Here is a 17484-nt window from a genome sequence, read left to right as displayed (position 1 = left end):
CGTCGCCGATCACCAAGCCTCGGTTCTGATGAAACGGGCGTCGGCAAGCGCGCCTGGGCCGGCACTGTCCAGGACGCGCTTCAATTCGGGCAGATAATCCGCCGCAGCCTCCGCTTCCGGCCGCGGAGTCGGGAACAAGGGCAGGGCGCTCGCCACCACGACCACGAGTTCATCCCCGAACGGCGGTCCGATGGTCCAGAACCGCCCGCCGGATTTGCGGTCGCCCAGGCGCCGCACCGCGCGCGATTCGACCCGGCCGCTGGTTTCCAGCGGATTCGGCAGCAAATGCACCACGTTGCCATCGGCGGTGTAGTAGTCCACCTGCAAATGGGCCGGAAAATCCGGCGCCACGATGTCCAGAACCAGACTCTGGCCGCCGCGAAGGGGCGTTCCCTGGGCCTCCGGTCGAATGGACACGGGCGCTGCGGCCGCCGCGTTCGCCCGGCTGAGGGGTTCGAGCAGCGACAACGGCTCGCAAAGGGCAGGGGCGCCGTAGCGAACCACGTCTTCGACGGGCCAACCCGGCGCATGGTCGCGCAGGATGGCGGCGACGGCATCCTCCTGCCGAGCAGCCGCAATGGTGCCGGTCACCGTTACGCGACCATCGCTGACGTCGGCATCGAGAACGCCGCAGCGTACCGCCCGCAAGGCCGCGCGCAGCGATTCCATATCCAGAGGTGCCGGTTCGGTGGTGGATTGCGGCTCGCCCAACGGCTTTGCGGCGTCCGACGATTCAACGACTCCGCCGCTGCCCGGCGCTTGAGACCATGCGGGGTGGCAGAGCATCACAATCGCAGCAGCCGCGGCGACGTTGACGGGGTCTGGCCGAAACAATCCGGAAGTCTTGCCGAGCCTGCGCGTTTCGCCGGTCACGCCGCATCCTTTGCAAACACGTCTGGTCCGACACACGTGAACCGTTGTACAGCGTTTCGCGAACGCCTCCAAGGGAGGAGCATACCCCAGGATGCGAGCGGTAGAGTTAATCGTATAACCAAGATTATGGAAAATCATGTCCGACAACGGAGCAGGGCGCTTTTCCATCCCTTCCGGCGGCGGTCCCGATGGACTATGGTCCGGCCCTCCTTTGCGCCATCCTAACGAAGGCTGTTTCGAATGGCTCGATCGTCGTGGATTCTCGGCTCCGCGCTCGCTCTTTGTCTTTTGCCGCTGTCCGCGGACGCGCAGACGCCCGACTGCACCAAGGCTACGTCGGCCGCAGACCGGACGGTGTGCGCCAGCCCCGACCTGAAGGTCGCCGCCGAGGATGTGGCGACGACGTTGCGCGACGTCCTCGACAACACGCCCTCCACGGACCGCGATGCCGTCCAACGCGCACAGCAGGCGTTCCTGACGGAACGGGAGCGCACCTGCGCCGACAAATCCACGATCGCCGCGTGCCAGAAGCTGTACGAGAAGCGCTCCGCCGATCTCGCCAACCAGAACACGGCGGCCCAGAAGAAGCTTTCCACGCTCGTTGCCGGAATTCCCAAGGATCCGAAGGCCGTCGCCGCGGCGCTTCAGCGCTATGACGGTGCGGCGGCGAAGGCGTGGCTCGTCTATCTGTACCACTCCGGGGCGGTGCCGGCGGCCGACAAGGAAGACCGGGTCCGCAAGATGGTCGCCGCGGTCATCGACAACGGCTTGCCGAACGATCCCTATCTGCTTGAAGAGATGAAGAATCTCGGCGACGTGGCGACCGCCCCGACCGGCACCATGCTGCTGTTCCTGCGCCATGTGCTGTCCACGACGGAGATGGACGCGCCGTGCTTCCTGTTCACCAAGCACGGGCAGCCGGCGTTTGAGGCCTTCGGCGCCTTCTGGGGCAATTCGCGCGACGAGTCGCCGGGGCTGTGCACGCCGCCGTCGTCGATCTTCGACCTTCCGGAATGGAAGAAGATCGCCGACCGCATGGACCCGGCCATCGAACCGGCGCTGGAGGAACGCGGAAGCATCCGCTACGGCTACGAGCGACAGTTCGAAGTCGACGACCTCCAGGCCTCCCTGGTTCCCAGCACCCTGCTGGAAGCGCCACAGTCGACCGAGGCCCGCAAGATGGCCGAGCAGCGTCAGAAGGCCGTGGCTGCCTTCCGCGCCTGGAAGGATTTCAACGTGTGGCCGGAGGCCGACTACAAGGCGGCGGTGGCCGCCCTGCCCTCCGCAATCGCTGCAACGGCAAAGGTTTACCGGGAGAAGTTCAACCTTCTTCCCCAAGTCGCCGACCAAGCCGCCCGGGCCGCCGGCGACCGATTCTTGGCGGGTCGCCTCGGGCTGATCATGCCGGACGATTGACCTAAAGCGAATTTGCATTCGCTTTGGATTCATATGACCTCATTTGCCGGTCCGGCTTCGGCCGCACGAGCGGCCGGGACCGCAGTCGCGGTCCAAAGCGGATCGCAATCCGCTTTAGACGGTGATCACGAGCCCGTCGTAGGCGGGCTCGACACCCGACGGCAGAAGTTTGCACACGGTATCGTAATCCATCGTCTGGTCCATGTGGGTCAGATAGGCCCGCTTGGGCTTGACCCGCGCGATCCACTCCAGCGTGAGTTCGAGATGGGCGTGGACTGGATGCGGCGGTTCGATCCGGGAGCAATCGACGATCCAGACATCGACGCCCTCCAGCGCGGCGAACGCATCGTCGCCCAGCCGGACCACGTCGGTCGAATACGCAAATTTTCCAATGCGGTAGCCGGCGGTCTTCGAGTAGCCGTGATCCTGCTCGAAGGGCACGACGGCCTGCCCGCGGACCGTAAAGGGCCCGGAGACCGGGTGCGGGGTTAGCACTGGACGGTAATAGGGATCGCCCGGGCGCAGCGGATCGAAGCAATAGCCGAACCGGGTTTTCAGCTCCGCAAGGTGTTCCGGAAAGGCGTGGGCGGCGATGGGCGCGTGCATGGCCCGGCACAGCTCGCGCAGCTCGTCGATTCCGTGGCTGTGGTCCGCGTGCGCGTGGGTCCACAAAACGGCGTCCAGGCGGCGCACGTCGGCGGCCAGGAGTTGCTGGTGCAGGTCCGGCGACGTGTCGATCAGGATGCTGACGGCGCCCTGCCCGCCCAGGTCTTGCTCCACGAGAACCGACGGGCGCAGGCGCCGGTTCTTCGGGTTCGTAGGATCGCAGTTGCCCCAGCCCTGGGCGATCACCGGAACGCCGCGCGAGCCACCGCAGCCGAGGACCGTGACCCGCAGGGACGTCATGCGGCGGCCTGCCGGGACGGATCGGCGCGGTCGAACAGGCGGAAAAAGTTTTCGGTGGTGCGGCGCGCCAGCTCGGCCGCGTCGACTCCCTTCACCTCCGCCACGCAGGCGGCGGTGTGGGCGACGTAGGCCGGCTCGTTGCGCTTGCCGCGGAACGGCACCGGCGCGAGGTAGGGCGCGTCGGTTTCCACCAGGATGCGGTCGAGCGGCACGTCGCGAACGATGTCCCGCAGTTCCTCCGACTTCTTGAAGGTGACGATGCCGGACAGCGACAGCGAAAAGCCGAAATCCAAAGCATCCTCAGCGAGTTGCCGGCCGGAGCTGAAGCAGTGCAGCAGGCCCTTCACCGGTTGACCGGCCGCCTCTTCCCGGACGATCCGCATGGTGTCGTCGTCGGCGTCGCGGGTGTGGATGATCAGCGGCAGGCCGGTCTCGACGCTGGCGCGGATGTGCCGGCGGAAGCACTCCTGCTGAATGTCGCGCGGGCTCTTGTCGTAGAAGTAGTCGAGACCCGTTTCGCCGAGGCCGATCACCTTCGGGTGCCTCGACAGCTCCACCAGCCGCTCCACGGTCACACCGCCGATCTCCTCCGCGGCTTGGTGCGGATGGACGCCAAGCGAGCAGAGCACGTCGTCGTACCGTTCCGCCACCGCCAAGATGCGGTCGAAGCGCGACAGGTAGGTGCAGATGGTGACCATCCGCCCCACCCCCGCCTGCCGGGCGCGGTCGACGACCGCGTCCAGCTCCTCGGCGAAGTCGGGGAAGTCGAGATGGCAGTGGCTATCGACCAGCATCGTTCGTCAGCTCTTCGCTTCGTCCACATAGCGCGGGAAGACGCCCTGCGGCGCCGGCAGCGCCGTTCCGGCGACCAGCGCGCCGCCGGGGCCCAACCGGTCGAACCCGCGCGCGTCCGGCCCCTGCCCCAGCTGCTCCAGGATCTTCGCCGACGCGTCGGGCATGATCGGCTGGGTCAGGATGGCGAGGTGGCGCACCGTCTCCGCCAGCACATAGAGGACCGTGCCCATGCGCGCCGGGTCGGTCTTCTTCAGCGCCCAGGGGGCCTGCTCGTCCACATAGCGGTTCGCGTCGCCGATCACCGCCCAGATCGCGTCCAGCGCCTTGTGGAAGGCCTGCTGGCCGATCTCCGCCCGGACGATGGGCAACAGGTTGTGCGCGGCGCCCAGCAGCGCGTTGTCGGCCTCCGTGAAGGGGCCGGGCTGCGGCACGGCCGCCCCGCAGTTCTTGTTGATCATCGACAGGGACCGCTGCACCAGGTTCCCGTAATCGTTGGCCAGATTGCCGTTGATGCGCTGGACCATCTGCTTGTGCGAGAAGTCGCCGTCGTTTCCGAACGGCACCTCCCGCAGAAGGAAATAGCGGGTCTGGTCGAGGCCGTAGGTGTTGACCAGCGTGTCCGGCGCGATGACGTTGCCCAGCGACTTCGACATCTTCTGGCCTTCGATCGTCCACCAGCCATGCGCGAAGACGCGCTTCGGCGGCGCGAGCTTCGCGGCCATCAGGAAGGCCGGCCAGTAGACGGCGTGGAAGCGCAGGATGTCCTTGCCGACCATGTGCAGGTTGGCCGGCCAGTATTTGGCGAACTCCCCGCTCTCGTCGGGATAGCCGACCGCGGTGATGTAGTTGGCAAGCGCGTCGAGCCACACATACATGATGTGGTCGGGGTTGCCGGGGACCGGGATGCCCCACTTGAAGGTCGTGCGGCTGACCGACAGGTCCTTCAGCCCCGACTTCACGAAGGCGATCACCTCGTTGCGCTTGCCGGCCGGGGCGATGAAGTCGGGGTTCTTCTCATAGAACTCCAGCAGGCGGTCCTGCCAGGCGGACAGGCGGAAGAAGTAGGACGGCTCCTCCACCCACTCGCACTCGGCGCCGGTCGGGGCGATCTTCTTGCCGGTTGGCGAGGTGGTCAGTTCGTCCTCGCCGTAGAAGGCCTCGTCACGGACCGAGTACCAGCCGGCGTAGGAGCCGAGGTAGATCTCCCCCGCGGCCTCAAGACGGCGCCACAGGTCCTGGACGGATTTGATGTGGCGCGGCTCCGTCGTGCGGATGAAGTCGTCGTTCGAGTAGTTCATCAGCGAGACGAGGTCTCGGAAGTTCTTCGACACGCGGTCGGTGAACTCCTGCGGCGGAATGCCGGCGTTCATGGCCGACTTTTCGACCTTCTGGCCGTGTTCGTCGGTGCCGGTCAGGAACTTCACGTCATAGCCGTCGAGCCGCATGAAGCGGGCCAGCACGTCGCAGGCGAGCGTGGTGTACGCGTGCCCGATGTGCGGCACGTCGTTCACATAATAGATCGGAGTCGTCAGGTAATAGGTCTTCGACCCGGTCATGTCCGATGCTCTCCCGAGAGTTCGCCGGCCCGGCCCTGGGCCGGATCGGAGTAGCGTGTCGTTGTCGTTTAAGTGGCGTCTTTATGTGGCCGCCGCTTCGAGCGTCGCCAAGGCGTTCAGGACCACCTGCTTGCGATCGAGGTTGGCCGATTCCGCACGAGCGAAGAGGCGCTGGACCTTTTCCCACACCTCCACCCAACGTTCAAGGCCGCGGGCGTTGGCCAGCCGGGTCATCAGCGCGGCCTCCCCGGCCACCACCTCCGCCGGCCAGGCGCCCCGCGCCAGGGAACGGGCGAAGCGGGCCAGCCACCAGACCAGCAGCTCGGTCGCCGTCTCGTACAGCCCCTCGTCCTGCTTGCGGGTCAGCTTGTCGCCGAAGGCATGGGCGGCGGCGATGTCCAGGCGCGGCAGCGTTCCGAGCAGACCCATCAGCTCGCGGTAGAGGTCCAGCCCGCCGGCGTCTGCAAGGTCGATGGCGCGGCCCACGCTGCCCTCCGCCAGGCGGGCAAGCGCCGCGCGGTCCTCGTCGATCAGGTCGGGCCTGTGCTGTCTCAACAGGTTGAGGACCGTTTCCTCAGGCAGAGGATGAAGGTTGAGCTTGCGGCAGCGCGACCGGATCGTCGGCAGCATGCCGCCCGGATTGTCGCTGACCAGCAGCAGCAGGGCGCCCGGCGGCGGCTCCTCCAAAATCTTAAGAATGGCGTTCAAGCCACTGAGATTCATGCGATCTGCGCCGTCGATCACCGCCACGCGCCAACCACCCTCGGCGGAGGTCTTGCGCAGGAACGGGCCGATCTTGCGGACATCGTCCACGGCGATGTCGCGCTTCAGCCGGTCGCGCTTCTCGTCGCGCTGCCGCTCCACGGTCAGCAGGTCGGCGTGGCCGCCGGACGCGACGCGGCGCGCGACGGGGTGGTCGGGCGCCAACGCCAGCGATATGGGCGCCTCCGGCGCACCGAACAGCCCGACCTCCGCCGCGCCCTGCCCCTGGGCCAGGACGAAGCGGGCAAAACGGAAGGCCAGCGTGGCCTTGCCGATTCCCGGCGGCCCGCCGATCAGCCAAGCGTGTGGCAGTCGCCCGGAGTTCCAGGCGTCGAGCAGAAGCCGCTCGGCGTCCTCATGGCCGGTCAGGTCGGGGTTTCGGCGCGGCACGAGGGCATCATCCTCGACCACCGGCTCCGGTGCACGGGCGCGGCTCACCTCAGTGGACCTTTTCGAAAGGGATCATGATGTTGCGCACAGTGGCTCATCCGGCACGTCCGGTCCAGCCCCGTCTCGCGGGATGGTTCTAGCGGGATGGTCATCGGCAGCGCTGCTGGGTGGCGGGCGCGCGGGTCCAGCGCTCGGTCCGGCCGAGGAGCGGAATGCCGATGTAGCCGCGCAGGCTGAGATGGTCCGGCCCTTCCGGCGTGATCGTCCCGCTGTAGGTGTTCCCCGATTCCGGATCGTAGAGCCACCCGCCGGTCCAGCCGTCGCCCTTGCGCCGGAAGTTGCCCAGCATGAGCACGCCGCACAGTCTCCGCGCCTGTTGCGTCTCATCGGGGTTCTTGCTGTCCAGCCCGGCGTCGGGGCCCGTCCGCTTCTCGACGTACCAGACCAGCCGGCCGCACAGGTCGGGGCCGCAGGGGGACAGTTCCACCGCCGCCTGCTGGTCGGACGTGCGCCAGAGCCCGTAAACATCCTCCGGGGCCGCGACGGCGGCCATAGGGGGGACGAACACCAGGAGGGAAACGCCGATGGCCGTTCTGATTCCCATGCCCACCCCCATGACCGCGCCACCCCAACCAGGAGCGCTATCAGGAGATGGTGACTCCGAGCCGGCGGGTCACGGCGTCAAGAACGCTGGCCTGCACCGCCTCGACGGGATGGGACGCGTCGATGACCGCGCAACGCCCAGGCTCCCGCGCTGCAATGTCGAGGAAGCCGTCGCGCAGCCGGCGGTGAAAGTCGAGATCCATGCGCTCATACCGGTCCTCGCCGCCGCGCCGCGCGTTCGCGCGGGCGAGGCCGCTTTCCACCGGGATGTCGAGGATCAGCGTCAGGTCCGGGCGGAAGTCGCCCAGCGCCGTGGCCTGGAGCACGCCGATCAGCTCGCGCCCGAGGCCGAGGCCATAGCCCTGGTACGCCATGGTGCTGTCGAAGAAGCGGTCGCAAATCACCCACCGGCCGGCGTCGAGCGCCGGCCAGACGGTGCGCTCCAGGTGGTCGCGCCGGGCGGCGGTGTGCAGCAGCGCCTCCGTCACCGGTCCCCAGCGCCCGGTCTCGCCGGACACCAGCAGGGCGCGGATTTCCTCCGCGCCCTTGGAGCCGCCGGGTTCGCGGGTCACCACCACCTCCTTGCCGCAGCCGGCCAGGGCGTCGGCGAGCAGCCGGATCTGGGTCGATTTCCCGGCCCCCTCGCCGCCTTCCAGCGTGATGAAGCGCCCGCGCGTCACAGCCATGGCAATCAGCTCGCGCCGAAGACGAGGAACTTGGCGGCGGCGAGCGCCCGGCCGACGAAACCCAGCTTTTCGACGTCCTGGGCCGCGATGACCGGCACCTCCTTGCCCGGGAAGCCGGGGGCCGAGATGACGACCTTGCCGATCACGTCACCCTTCTTGACCGGGGCGGCGACCGGGGCGCTGCTGACCAGGGACACCTTCATGCCGGCGCGGTCGGCGCGGGCCATGGTGACCTTCATGTCTTCCGGCACGGTGGCCGGGACGGTGTCCTGCGCGCCCAGCCACACGGGCACCTGCTCGATCGTCTCGCCGGCCTTGAACAGCGCGTAGCTGGCGAACTCGCGGAAGCCCCACTCGATCAGGCGGGCGGACTCGTCGGCGCGTGCCTGCATGCTCGGCAGGCCGTTGACGACCAGCACGAGGCGCCGCCCTTCCCGCTCGCCCGACGCGGTCAGGCCGTAGCCGCCGGCATCCGTGTGACCGGTCTTCATTCCGTCGACGTTCATGCCGCGGTACAGCAGCGGGTTGCGGTTGCCCTGGGTGATGCCGTGGTACTTGAACTCCCGGATGGAATAGTAGTGGTAGTATTCCGGGAAGTCCCTGATCAGCCGTTCCGCGACGATGGAAATGTCGCGCGCCGTCATGTAGTGGCTCGGGTCAGGCCAGCCGGTGGCGTTGGTCAGGTTGCTGTCCTTCAAGCCCAACTCCTTTGCGCGCTTGTTCATGCGCTCGGCAAAGGAGGGCTCGGACCCGGCCAGACCTTCGGCCAGCACGATGCAGGCGTCGTTGCCGGACTGGACGATCACACCCTTGATCAGGTCATCGACCTTGATGTTGTTGTGCAGCTCCACGAACATCTTGGAGCCCTGCATGCGCCACGCGCGCTCCGACACCGGAAGCGTGCTGTCGAGCGAGAGGCGGCCTTCCTTGATGCCTTCGAAGACCATGTACATGGTCACGATCTTGCTCATCGACGACGGCGGCATGCGCTGGTCGGCGTTCTTCTCGAACAGGACGGTGTTCGACGTGACATCGACCAGGATCGCCTGCTTGGCGATGGTCTCGATGCTGGCGGCCTGAGCCACCGGCCCCAGGCCCGCCGCGAACAGCGCAACCGCCAGACCCGTCGCGATACGGCCCATCGCGACGCGTGACGGGGACAAACGGCGGCGGGCGACGCGGCTGCGGACGACAGCGACCATGACAACTCCCTTTGGAACTCCAGAACGCTCAGGTAACGAGCGATCAATCAACCACGATTTTGGCGTCGGTAAGGCCGGCCTGAATGACTTGGTTCAGGACGGCGTCTGCGGATTCCACGCTGTTCAGCGGGCCGACCCGAACCCGCTGCAGCTTCTGCCTCCCGGTGACGGTCGGCGTGACCTGGGCCACCTGCCCCATTGCGGCCAATTTGGCGCGCGCGCGGGTCACATTGTCCAGATTGCCGAAGGCGCCGACCTGAACATAGATCTGCTCGTACGGCTTGACCGGCAACTCCGCGACGACCGGGGCGGGGACGAAGCGGCCTTCCACCACGCTGCCCGGCACGGTGCTCGGCACCGGAACGGGCGCGGCGGCGACCGCGGCGGGGCTCGGCCGGGCGGGGCCGCTGCCTTCGGCAAGCTCGACGCGCCCGCGGGGGGCGGGCTTCGGCGCGGGACCGTCGGTTTCGGCCAGAATGGTGGCGGGCGTGCCCTGGCGCGCGGCGGCCGCGATGGCGCGGCTTTCCTCCGCCAGGATCTGGACCCGCACCTTGGCGGTGCCGACCCCGTCGAACCCCAGCAGCTGGGCGCCGCGCCGCGACATGTCGATGATGCGACCGTTGGCGTAGGGGCCGCGGTCGTTGACGCGCACGACGATCGACCGGCCGTTGTCGAGGTTGGTCACCCGGACAAGGCTCGGCATCGGCAGCGTCTTGTGCGCCGCGGTCAGCTCGTTCTGGTCGTACTGCTCGCCGTTGGCGGTGATCTTCTCGTGAAAGCCCGGCCCGTACCAGGAGGCGATGCCGGTCTCGTCGTAGGAAAAGTCCTCCGACGGATAGTACCAGACGCCAGCCACCTGGTAGGGTTTCCCGACTTTGTAGATGCCGCTCTTCGGCAGTCCCGAGGAGGGCGAAGGCGGCTTCGACGCGCACGCGGCGAGCGACAGTGCCCCCAGGAGCACCACCGTCCCTCTCAGCATGTGCGCCCGACGCATCCCTTCACCCCGCAAAATCTAGTGGCGGCACTCTAACCGAGTTACTCCGGAACGCCAACAGCGCAGCGGCGGCGTCCCATCGAAGTCGCAGGGAGTCCGGGGGGAAGGCGTGGGTTTTAGGGGCCGGGGAACAGGCTGTCGGTGCGCCCCATCGCCCGGTAGGCGACCAGCCCGATCCACTCCCGCACCGAGTCGCGAAGCGTCTCCATCTGCAAGTCGAGGTCGAACCGGGTGTAGGGACGCGCGCCCGGCCGCGTGCGGTAATCGACGGGATAGGGAATGACCGGCCAGCCGACTGTGCGGAAAATGCCGACCGCGCGCGGCATGTGCATGGCGGAGGTCACCAGCAGCCACGTCTCGCCCGGCCTGGGCTGTACCATGCGCTGGCTGAAGACCGCGTTCTCCCAGGTGTTCCGGGACTGGTTCTCATAAGTCACGCTGTCCGGATCGATGCCGGCCTGCACGAGCGCGGCCCGCAGCGGAACGTCCTCGGTCGCCTCCTGCGCGAACAGCTGCCCGGTCCCCCCGGTGAAGACATGGCGGGCTGCCGGAAAGCGCCGGACAAGGTCGGCGAAGGCCAGCACGCGCTCCGCGGCGTTGTTCAGCGACGGCTCGTTCCGGTCGAGCGATAGGTGCGGATTGACGCCGCCGCCCAGCATGATGATGCCGTCGACCTGGTCGGGCAGCGACGTCTTGGGGAACCGCTCCTCCAGCGGCAGGGCGACCATGGACGAGAGCGGCGTGAAGGTGATCAGCAGGAACCCGAACGCCGCACCCACGACGAATCGCCGGCCCAGACGGGCGTGCCGGCGGCTGAACAGGAGGATCGTCCCGGCGGTGAGCACCAGGACGAGAAAGTTTCCGGGCGAAACCAGCGGCCAGAGCAGTTTCGACAGAACGAACGACAAAGCGGCCCCCTGCCCCCCTTCAGCCTCGCAGCGGAATGCGCGCGCAGCGACCATCATGCCCGCAAAGCATGCTCAACACAAAGAACGCACAACGAAGTCTGGGCAGCGGTGATACGGACGGCGCCTGAAGGCGCCGCCGGTATGACACCGCGGGCGCGGGGATGTCCACAGGTCCAAAGAAAAAGGGCAGTGGCCGAAGCCCCTGCCCTCCTTCATCAGTGGGTCAACCGGCGGCGCGGCATCACGCCGCCAGCATCTCCAGCGCCTTCTGCAGCTTGTCGCGGGCCTGCTCGGCCGCCTCGCGGCGGTCGCGCTGTTCCTCAATCACCTCTTCCGGCGCCTTGGCGACGAACTGCTCGTTGGAGAGCTTGGCGTCGATCTTCTTGATCTCGCCGGAGAGCTTTTCGATCTCCTTGGTCAGGCGCCCGCGCTCCTTGTCCAGGTCCACGATGCCTTCCAGCGGCAGGATCAGCGTGGCCTCGTCCAGCACGGCCTGGACCGCACTCTTCGGCACGGCGCCGGACAGCGGCTCGGCGCCGGCGAGGCGGCCCATGCGCAGGATCAGGTCGCGGTGGGTGTCGAGCCGCTTCAGGCTCTCCGGACCGGCGTCCTTCAGCTTCAGGTCGATCTGCGCCGCCGGCGGCACGTTCATCTCCGACCGCATGGAGCGGACCGAGGAGATCAGCCGCACCACCCAGTCCATCTCGTCACGGGCGGCCGGGTCGATCAGGTCCGCGCCATGCTGCGGCCATTCGGACGAGATCAGCCGGTTGGCCCGCTCCGGCGACAGCTGCTCCCACAGCTCTTCCGTGATGTAGGGCATGACCGGGTGGAGCATGTGCAGGATTTCGTCCAGCACCCAGGCCGTCGTGGCGCGCGTCTCGGCGATCGCCGCCTCGTCGGAGCCGTTCAGGATCGGCTTGGTGAACTCCAGATACCAGTCGCAGAAGGTGCCCCAGGTGAAGGCGTAGGCGGTGTTGGCGGCCTCGTTGAACTTGTAGGCCTCGATCGACTCGCCGACCTTCTTCGCCGCCTCGGCGAGTGCGCCGACGATCCAGCGGTTGACCGTCTGCGTCAGGCCGACCGGCTTGAAGCCGGCCACGGGCGCCACGCCGTTCATCTGGGTGTAGCGCGCGGCGTTCCACAGCTTCGTCGCAAAGTTGCGGTAGCCTTCCACGCGGCTGACCGCCAGCTTGATGTCGCGGCCCTGGGCGGCCATCGCCGTCAGGGTGAAGCGCAGCGCGTCGGTGCCGTACTGGTCGATCAGCTCCAGCGGGTCGATGACGTTGCCCTTGGACTTCGACATCTTCTGGCCCTTCTCGTCGCGGACCAGGGCGTGGATGTAGACCGTCCGGAAGGGCACGTCCTTCATGAAGTGCAGGCCCATCATCATCATCCGGGCGACCCAGAAGAAGATGATGTCGAAGCCGGTGACCAGGACGTCGGTCGGATAATAGCGCGCCAGCTCCGGGGTCTGGTCCGGCCAGCCCAGCGTGGAGAAGGGCCAGAGCGCCGACGAGAACCAGGTGTCCAGAACGTCCTGGTCGCGCGTCAGCTCGACGTCCTTGCCATAGTGCGCCTTGGCCGCGGCGACGGCCGCCTCCTCCGTCTCCTCGACGAAGAAGTGCCCGTCCGGACCGTACCAGGCCGGAATTTGGTGGCCCCACCAGATCTGCCGGCTGATGCACCAGGGCTGTATGTTGCGCATCCACTCGAAGTAGGTGTTCTCCCACTGCTTGGGCACGAACACGGTCTTGCCGGTCTCCACCGCCTCGATGGCCGGCTTGGCCAGGGTGGCCGCGTCCACGTACCACTGGTCGGTCAGCCAGGGCTCGATGGCGACGCCGGAGCGGTCGCCGTGCGGCACCATGTGCGTGTGCGGCTCGATCTTCTCTAGAAGGCCGAGCGCCTCCAGCTCCGCGACGACCTTCTTGCGCGCCTCGTAGCGGTCGAGGCCGCGGTAGGCCTCCGGCACGTCCTCGCCGGTGATGCGGGCGTCGCGGTCCATGATGTTGATGGCGGCCAGCCCGCAGCGCTTCCCGACCTCGAAGTCGTTGAAGTCGTGGGCCGGCGTGATCTTCACGGCACCCGAGCCCGTTTCCGGATCCGCATACTCGTCGCCGACGATCGGGATGCGGCGGCCGACCAGCGGCAGGAGCACATGCTTGCCGATCAGGTCCTTGTAGCGCTCGTCCTCCGGATGCACGGCGACGCCGGTGTCGCCCAGCATCGTTTCCGGACGCGTGGTCGCGACGACGATGAAGCGGTCCGATTCGCCTTCAATCGGATAGCGGAAGTGCCAGAGGTTGCCCTTGATCTCCTTCTGCTCGACCTCGAGGTCGGAGATCGCCGTGTGCAGCTTCGGGTCCCAGTTGACCAGCCGCTTGTCCTTGTAGATCAGCCCCTGCTTGTGCAGTTCCACGAACACCTTGCGGACGGCACGGCTCAGCCCCTCGTCCATGGTGAAGCGTTCCTTCGCCCAGTCGGGCGAGGCGCCGAGGCGGCGGAGCTGGCGGGTGATGGTGCCGCCGGATTCGGCCTTCCACTCCCAGACCTTGTCGATGAAGGCGTCGCGGCCGAAGTCGTGGCGCGTCTTGCCGTCCTTGGCCAGATTGCGTTCCACCACCATCTGCGTCGCGATGCCGGCGTGGTCGGTGCCCGGCTGCCAAAGCGTGTCGCGCCCGCGCATGCGGTTGTAGCGGATCAGCACGTCCTGGAGCGTGAAGGTCAGCGCGTGCCCCATGTGCAGGCTGCCGGTCACGTTCGGCGGCGGCATCATGATCGTGTAGGGCGCGCCGTTCGATTCGGTGTTCGCCGCGAAGGCGCCGGACTCTTCCCACAGACGGTAGTGCTTTTCCTCGACCTCGGCGGGGCGATACGTCTTTTCCAACATCACCAGGAACTTTCGCTTACGATCTTGACCGGAAAATAGGGCTGGGCGGATCGCCCTCTAGAATTTCTGGGACCGCCGGATCATCCGGTCGATCTCCTGCTGCACGAGCCGCTCGACGATGGTCGGCAGGTTTTCGTCCAGCCATTCCTTCAGCAGCGGCTTCAACAGCTCGCGGACCACTTCCTCCACGGTCCGAACGCCGACCGGCATCGGGCCGATGGACAGGTCGTCGCCGAGCTGGCGCGCCAGATGCGTGAAATGGTGCGACGACTCCTCCGCGACCCGGCGGGAGATCAAGCCGTCGTCGATGTCCTGCGCGCGCGGGCGGTGGCGCGGCGGCGGCGGCGGCTCGTCGTCCTCGAAATCGTCGAAACTCGGGACCGGACGGCGCGCGGCCGGGCGCGGAGGCGGCGGGGGCGGCGGCTCAGGCTCATCGTCGTGGAAATCCGGCTCCGGAACGGCAAGAGGTTCCGGAAAGGCCGGTTCATCGCGCCACGGGTCGGGTTCGAGGTCGGACTCATCCACGTCCACCACCGACCCGTCGTCGCGGACCATCTGCGTCAGTTCGAGGACGTCGTCCTCTTCCGGAAGCGGAGGCGGCGGGGGCGGCGGTGGAGGAGGTGGGGGTGGCGGCGGAGGAGGAGGCGGTGGGGGTGGTGCCGCTTCCGCCTTCGCCGGTTCGCCGTCCTCGGAGATGATGCGGCGGATGGAGGCGAGGATCTCCTCCATCGACGGTTCTTGCTGGCCTTTATCGCTCATCGTGGCAAATCCGGGACGTCATCCTGTGCGGACACTAGGGCAGGCTCCGGTAAAAAGCCACCAGACAAAAACGGCCCGCCGGGGCGGGCCGCTTCCATCACTCCGGCACGCCGGTGCCGGTCCACTTGTTCCGCACCTGCTGGTAATGCGTGTCCGGATTGTAGTACTGGACCGGAAGGCTGAGCTGCCGTGCGGTCAACTGTCCGATCGCGCCCAGGACGGTGAAGGCCTGGACCATTTCGTTGCGCTGTGCCTGCACGAGGTTCACGCGGGCGTTGAGCAGCTCCTGCTCCTGGTTCAGCACGTCGAGCACGGTGCGCGAACCGACCTGCGCTTCCTGGCGCACGCCTTCCAACGCGATTTCCGCCGCGCGGATCTGCGAATTGAACGATTCGATGCTGGCGCGGGCGGCCTGGAGGCCCTGCCACGCGCTGATCGCCGACTGCACGGACTGGGCCCGCGCGTCCTCGATCTGCAGACGCGCCTGATTCGCGGTGTGCTTCGCCTCGCGGGTCAGCGCCTCAGGAAGGCCGGCCTGGTACAGCGGGATCGTCACCTGGGCGGTGAACTGGGCGCTGTCCAGCCGGCGCGTGTCGATTCCGCTCGACGTCGAGGCATCCCACGAGCGCTGGGCCTGCGCCGACAGGTTGGCCGACGGCAGCAGCCGGCCGAACTGCTGGTCGACCGCTTCGCGCTGCGCCTGCTCGGTGTAGGATGCGGCGAGGACCGACGGGTTGTTCGACCGCGCCATCTCGACCACCTCGTCCAGGGTGGCCGGCAGCTTGAAGTTCGGCTTGGGCGCCTTGAGATTGCCGGGCATCGAGCCGATGGTGCGCTCGTAGGCGGCGCGCGACGCCTGGAGGGTGCCTTCGGCGGAGATGCGCGAGGCGATCGAGGCGGCCAGACGCGATTCGGACTGGCTGACGTCGGTGCGGGTGTACTCGCCGACGCGGAAGCGGTCGCGGGCGGCGTCGAGCTGACGGCGCAGCACCTGCTCGTTGTTCGCCTGGAGCTGCAGGAGCGCCTGGTTCTGGACCACGTCCAGGTAGGCGGTCGCGGCGGTGAGCAGCGTCTGCTGTTCCGTGGCAAGGGTGTTGGCGCGCTGGGCTTCGACGGTGCGCTCGGCCCGGCGGACCGCGGGGCCTACCGTGGCATCGTAGAGCGGCTGGGTCGCGCTAAGACCTACGGATTTCGGGTTGACCTGCGTTCCGATCGTCTGGGACGCGCCCGCCGCCCGGCTGTAGACATCCTGGCTCGTGATGTTGCGACCGACGTTGGCGGTCGCCCGGACGGTCGGACGATAGCCGGAAAGCGCCTGCGGAACGCTTTCGTCGACCGCCCGCTGGCGTGCGCGCTGGGCGCCGAGCGCCGGGTTGCTGGCGTAAGCCTGGGCGAGCGCCTCCTGGAGCGTCTGGGCGGATGCGCTTTCCATGGCACCCGCGAACAAGACGCCCAGGGTCAGGGTCGTCGTCAGCAAATGGCGCGCGAAACGGCTTCGCACAGTCATGTTCAGTAGACCTTCATGTTCGGGTCGATTCGGCGCGCCCAGGCGTCGACACCGCCGCTCAGATTGCTGGCGCGGTCGAACCCCTGGGAACGCAACCACATGGTCACCTGCGCGCTCCGGCCCCCATGGTGGCATACGACCACGATGTCGCGATCCGTCGGCAGTTCCCCGACCCGCCGCGGCACGGAGCCCATGGGGACGTGCAGGCTGTCGGGGATTGCGCAGATGGCCACTTCATGGGGCTCGCGAACGTCGAGCACCAGCGGGTCTCCTCCGGATTTGCGGATTCGGTCGAGGTCTTCGACCTCCATCTCAATCGGCGCCGGCATGGGTCGGTTCTCCGCTGCGTGCCGCCGTGACGCGGCCGTTGCAAGGCGAGGTGATCGGTTACAAACGTGATGATCTTAGAATGAAAAACGTGGTTTAGAAAACGAACTTGGGTTTTGCCTCGAATCCAGGCAACGGGCGCGAATGCGCCTCGAACAGGATCCGGCCCGACACGACGCCGCCGATGCGCTGGTAGAGCTTCACCTCGCCCACCCCGCGATCGCCCATGACCGTCGCGATGAGCCGGCCGCCGTCGGCCAGCTGCGCGGTGATCGCTTCCGGCACCTCGGCGACGAGGCCTTCGAAGACGATGACGTCGTAGGGCGCCTTGGCGGCGTGCCCCTCGGTGAGCGGGCCGGTCACGACGGTTGCGTTGACCGCGCCGACCTCGGCGAGCGCCTCGCCGGCACGCTGCGCAAGGGAGGCGTCCGACTCGACGCCGACCACGGTCGCGGCCAGCCGCGCCAGCACGGCGGTCGAGTAGCCGGTGGCGCAGCCGATGTCGAGGACGACGTCGGTCTCCTCCACGCCCACTTCCTGGAGCATGCGGGCGAACACCATCGGCTCCATCAGATAGCGGCCGCCACCGATGGCGATGTCTTCATCCACATAAGCGATGCCCCGCGCCGCCTGCGGCACGAACACCTCACGCGGGATGTCGAGCATGGCTTCGACCAAGCGGTGGTCGGTGACCTTGTTCGGGCGAATCTGCCCCTCGACCATGTTGAGACGGGCGGCGGCGTATTCTGACATGGCGGTCGCTTATTGATTTGGTGGATGGGCCCGGCACCAAGCCATGCGGGACGGCTCCGTTGCCTTGTCGCGTATATATCTTCAAAGCGGCATGAACACAACGCTACACGGGATCCTGGCTGGATCGCAGCAAGGCGCTTGACCGCCCCTGCGA

The 17484-nt window shown here is 67.4% G+C and carries 16 protein-coding genes; 1 reads left to right on the top strand and 15 read right to left on the bottom strand.

What is annotated here, in order from left to right; translation table 11 throughout:
- Window positions 1-9: 9 nt before the first annotated feature.
- The gene (locus J2851_RS22520; protein ID WP_209769035.1) at window positions 10-873 is read right to left on the bottom strand and encodes a DUF4384 domain-containing protein; all 864 of its coding nucleotides are present in this window, start codon (window positions 871-873) and stop codon (window positions 10-12) included.
- A 240-nt stretch (window positions 874-1113) separates the two neighbouring features.
- On the opposite strand from J2851_RS22520, the gene J2851_RS22515 reads away from it, so the two are divergent.
- Window positions 1114-2289 (top strand): lysozyme inhibitor LprI family protein, encoded by a 1176-nt coding sequence (locus J2851_RS22515; RefSeq protein WP_209769034.1) that lies wholly within the window; start codon window positions 1114-1116, stop codon window positions 2287-2289.
- Window positions 2290-2403: 114 nt separating this feature from the next.
- On the opposite strand, the gene J2851_RS22510 is transcribed toward J2851_RS22515, so the two are convergent.
- The 14 genes from J2851_RS22510 to J2851_RS22445 all read right to left on the bottom strand — a co-directional run bounded on the left by J2851_RS22510 (window position 2404) and on the right by J2851_RS22445 (window position 17330).
- A complete protein-coding gene (locus J2851_RS22510) occupies window positions 2404-3195 on the bottom strand; it encodes an MBL fold metallo-hydrolase (protein WP_209769033.1) in 792 nt (263 codons plus the stop codon).
- A complete protein-coding gene (locus tag J2851_RS22505) occupies window positions 3192-3989 on the bottom strand; it encodes a TatD family hydrolase (protein ID WP_209769032.1) in 798 nt (265 codons plus the stop codon). Before J2851_RS22505 ends, J2851_RS22510 begins: the two co-directional genes overlap by 4 nt.
- 6 nt (window positions 3990-3995) lie before the next feature.
- Complete coding sequence (gene metG / locus J2851_RS22500) at window positions 3996-5546, bottom strand: methionine--tRNA ligase (RefSeq protein ID WP_209769031.1); 1551 nt, start codon at window positions 5544-5546, stop codon at window positions 3996-3998.
- A gap of 81 nt (window positions 5547-5627) precedes the next feature.
- Window positions 5628-6746 (bottom strand): DNA polymerase III subunit delta', encoded by a 1119-nt coding sequence (locus J2851_RS22495; RefSeq protein WP_209769030.1) that lies wholly within the window; start codon window positions 6744-6746, stop codon window positions 5628-5630.
- A 100-nt stretch (window positions 6747-6846) separates the two neighbouring features.
- Window positions 6847-7302, bottom strand: a complete 456-nt coding sequence (locus J2851_RS22490; RefSeq protein ID WP_209769029.1) for a DUF2147 domain-containing protein — start codon at window positions 7300-7302, stop codon at window positions 6847-6849.
- A gap of 40 nt (window positions 7303-7342) precedes the next feature.
- Window positions 7343-7987: a dTMP kinase gene (tmk, locus tag J2851_RS22485; protein WP_209769028.1), complete on the bottom strand. Its 645-nt coding sequence runs from the start codon at window positions 7985-7987 to the stop codon at window positions 7343-7345.
- A 5-nt stretch (window positions 7988-7992) separates the two neighbouring features.
- A complete protein-coding gene (locus J2851_RS22480; RefSeq protein WP_417281619.1) occupies window positions 7993-9129 on the bottom strand; it encodes a D-alanyl-D-alanine carboxypeptidase family protein in 1137 nt (378 codons plus the stop codon).
- Window positions 9130-9232: 103 nt separating this feature from the next.
- Window positions 9233-10168 (bottom strand): septal ring lytic transglycosylase RlpA family protein, encoded by a 936-nt coding sequence (locus J2851_RS22475; RefSeq protein WP_246500845.1) that lies wholly within the window; start codon window positions 10166-10168, stop codon window positions 9233-9235.
- Window positions 10169-10299: 131 nt separating this feature from the next.
- Complete coding sequence (locus tag J2851_RS22470; protein ID WP_246500844.1) at window positions 10300-11091, bottom strand: YdcF family protein; 792 nt, start codon at window positions 11089-11091, stop codon at window positions 10300-10302.
- Between the two features lie 241 nt (window positions 11092-11332).
- Window positions 11333-13984: a valine--tRNA ligase gene (locus J2851_RS22465; protein ID WP_209769025.1), complete on the bottom strand. Its 2652-nt coding sequence runs from the start codon at window positions 13982-13984 to the stop codon at window positions 11333-11335.
- A gap of 57 nt (window positions 13985-14041) precedes the next feature.
- A complete protein-coding gene (locus tag J2851_RS22460; protein ID WP_209769024.1) occupies window positions 14042-14743 on the bottom strand; it encodes a DUF2497 domain-containing protein in 702 nt (233 codons plus the stop codon).
- A gap of 97 nt (window positions 14744-14840) precedes the next feature.
- Entirely contained in the window at window positions 14841-16250 is a 1410-nt protein-coding gene (locus tag J2851_RS22455) for a TolC family outer membrane protein (protein ID WP_209769023.1), read from the bottom strand.
- A gap of 2 nt (window positions 16251-16252) precedes the next feature.
- Entirely contained in the window at window positions 16253-16579 is a 327-nt protein-coding gene (locus J2851_RS22450; RefSeq protein WP_209769022.1) for a rhodanese-like domain-containing protein, read from the bottom strand.
- A 94-nt stretch (window positions 16580-16673) separates the two neighbouring features.
- Window positions 16674-17330 (bottom strand): protein-L-isoaspartate O-methyltransferase family protein, encoded by a 657-nt coding sequence (locus J2851_RS22445; RefSeq protein WP_209769021.1) that lies wholly within the window; start codon window positions 17328-17330, stop codon window positions 16674-16676.
- Window positions 17331-17484: the final 154 nt, after the last annotated feature.

Origin of the sequence: Azospirillum rugosum, assembly GCF_017876155.1 — a bacterium.
Classification (GTDB): Bacteria; Pseudomonadota; Alphaproteobacteria; order Azospirillales; family Azospirillaceae; genus Azospirillum; species Azospirillum rugosum.
The sequence above is the reverse complement of the archived record's forward strand: the minus strand, read 5'-3'. Positions and strand labels throughout refer to the sequence as shown.

Bases quoted from the DNA above. Each gene is read 5' to 3' on its own strand.
- metG (WP_209769031.1), bottom strand. From the start codon at position 5,546: ATGACCGGGTCGAAGACCTATTACCTGACGACTCCGATCTATTATGTG.
- J2851_RS22445 (WP_209769021.1), bottom strand. From the start codon at position 17,330: ATGTCAGAATACGCCGCCGCCCGTCTCAACATGGTCGAGGGGCAGATT.
- J2851_RS22475 (WP_246500845.1), bottom strand. From the start codon at position 10,168: ATGCTGAGAGGGACGGTGGTGCTCCTGGGGGCACTGTCGCTCGCCGCG.
- J2851_RS22510 (WP_209769033.1), bottom strand. From the start codon at position 3,195: ATGACGTCCCTGCGGGTCACGGTCCTCGGCTGCGGTGGCTCGCGCGGC.
- tmk (WP_209769028.1), bottom strand. From the start codon at position 7,987: ATGGCTGTGACGCGCGGGCGCTTCATCACGCTGGAAGGCGGCGAGGGG.
- J2851_RS22490 (WP_209769029.1), bottom strand. From the start codon at position 7,302: ATGGGAATCAGAACGGCCATCGGCGTTTCCCTCCTGGTGTTCGTCCCC.
- J2851_RS22455 (WP_209769023.1), bottom strand. From the start codon at position 16,250: ATGACTGTGCGAAGCCGTTTCGCGCGCCATTTGCTGACGACGACCCTG.
- J2851_RS22460 (WP_209769024.1), bottom strand. From the start codon at position 14,743: ATGAGCGATAAAGGCCAGCAAGAACCGTCGATGGAGGAGATCCTCGCC.
- J2851_RS22505 (WP_209769032.1), bottom strand. From the start codon at position 3,989: ATGCTGGTCGATAGCCACTGCCATCTCGACTTCCCCGACTTCGCCGAG.
- J2851_RS22465 (WP_209769025.1), bottom strand. From the start codon at position 13,984: ATGTTGGAAAAGACGTATCGCCCCGCCGAGGTCGAGGAAAAGCACTAC.
- J2851_RS22515 (WP_209769034.1), top strand. From the start codon at position 1,114: ATGGCTCGATCGTCGTGGATTCTCGGCTCCGCGCTCGCTCTTTGTCTT.
- J2851_RS22480 (WP_417281619.1), bottom strand. From the start codon at position 9,129: ATGGGCCGTATCGCGACGGGTCTGGCGGTTGCGCTGTTCGCGGCGGGC.
- J2851_RS22450 (WP_209769022.1), bottom strand. From the start codon at position 16,579: ATGCCGGCGCCGATTGAGATGGAGGTCGAAGACCTCGACCGAATCCGC.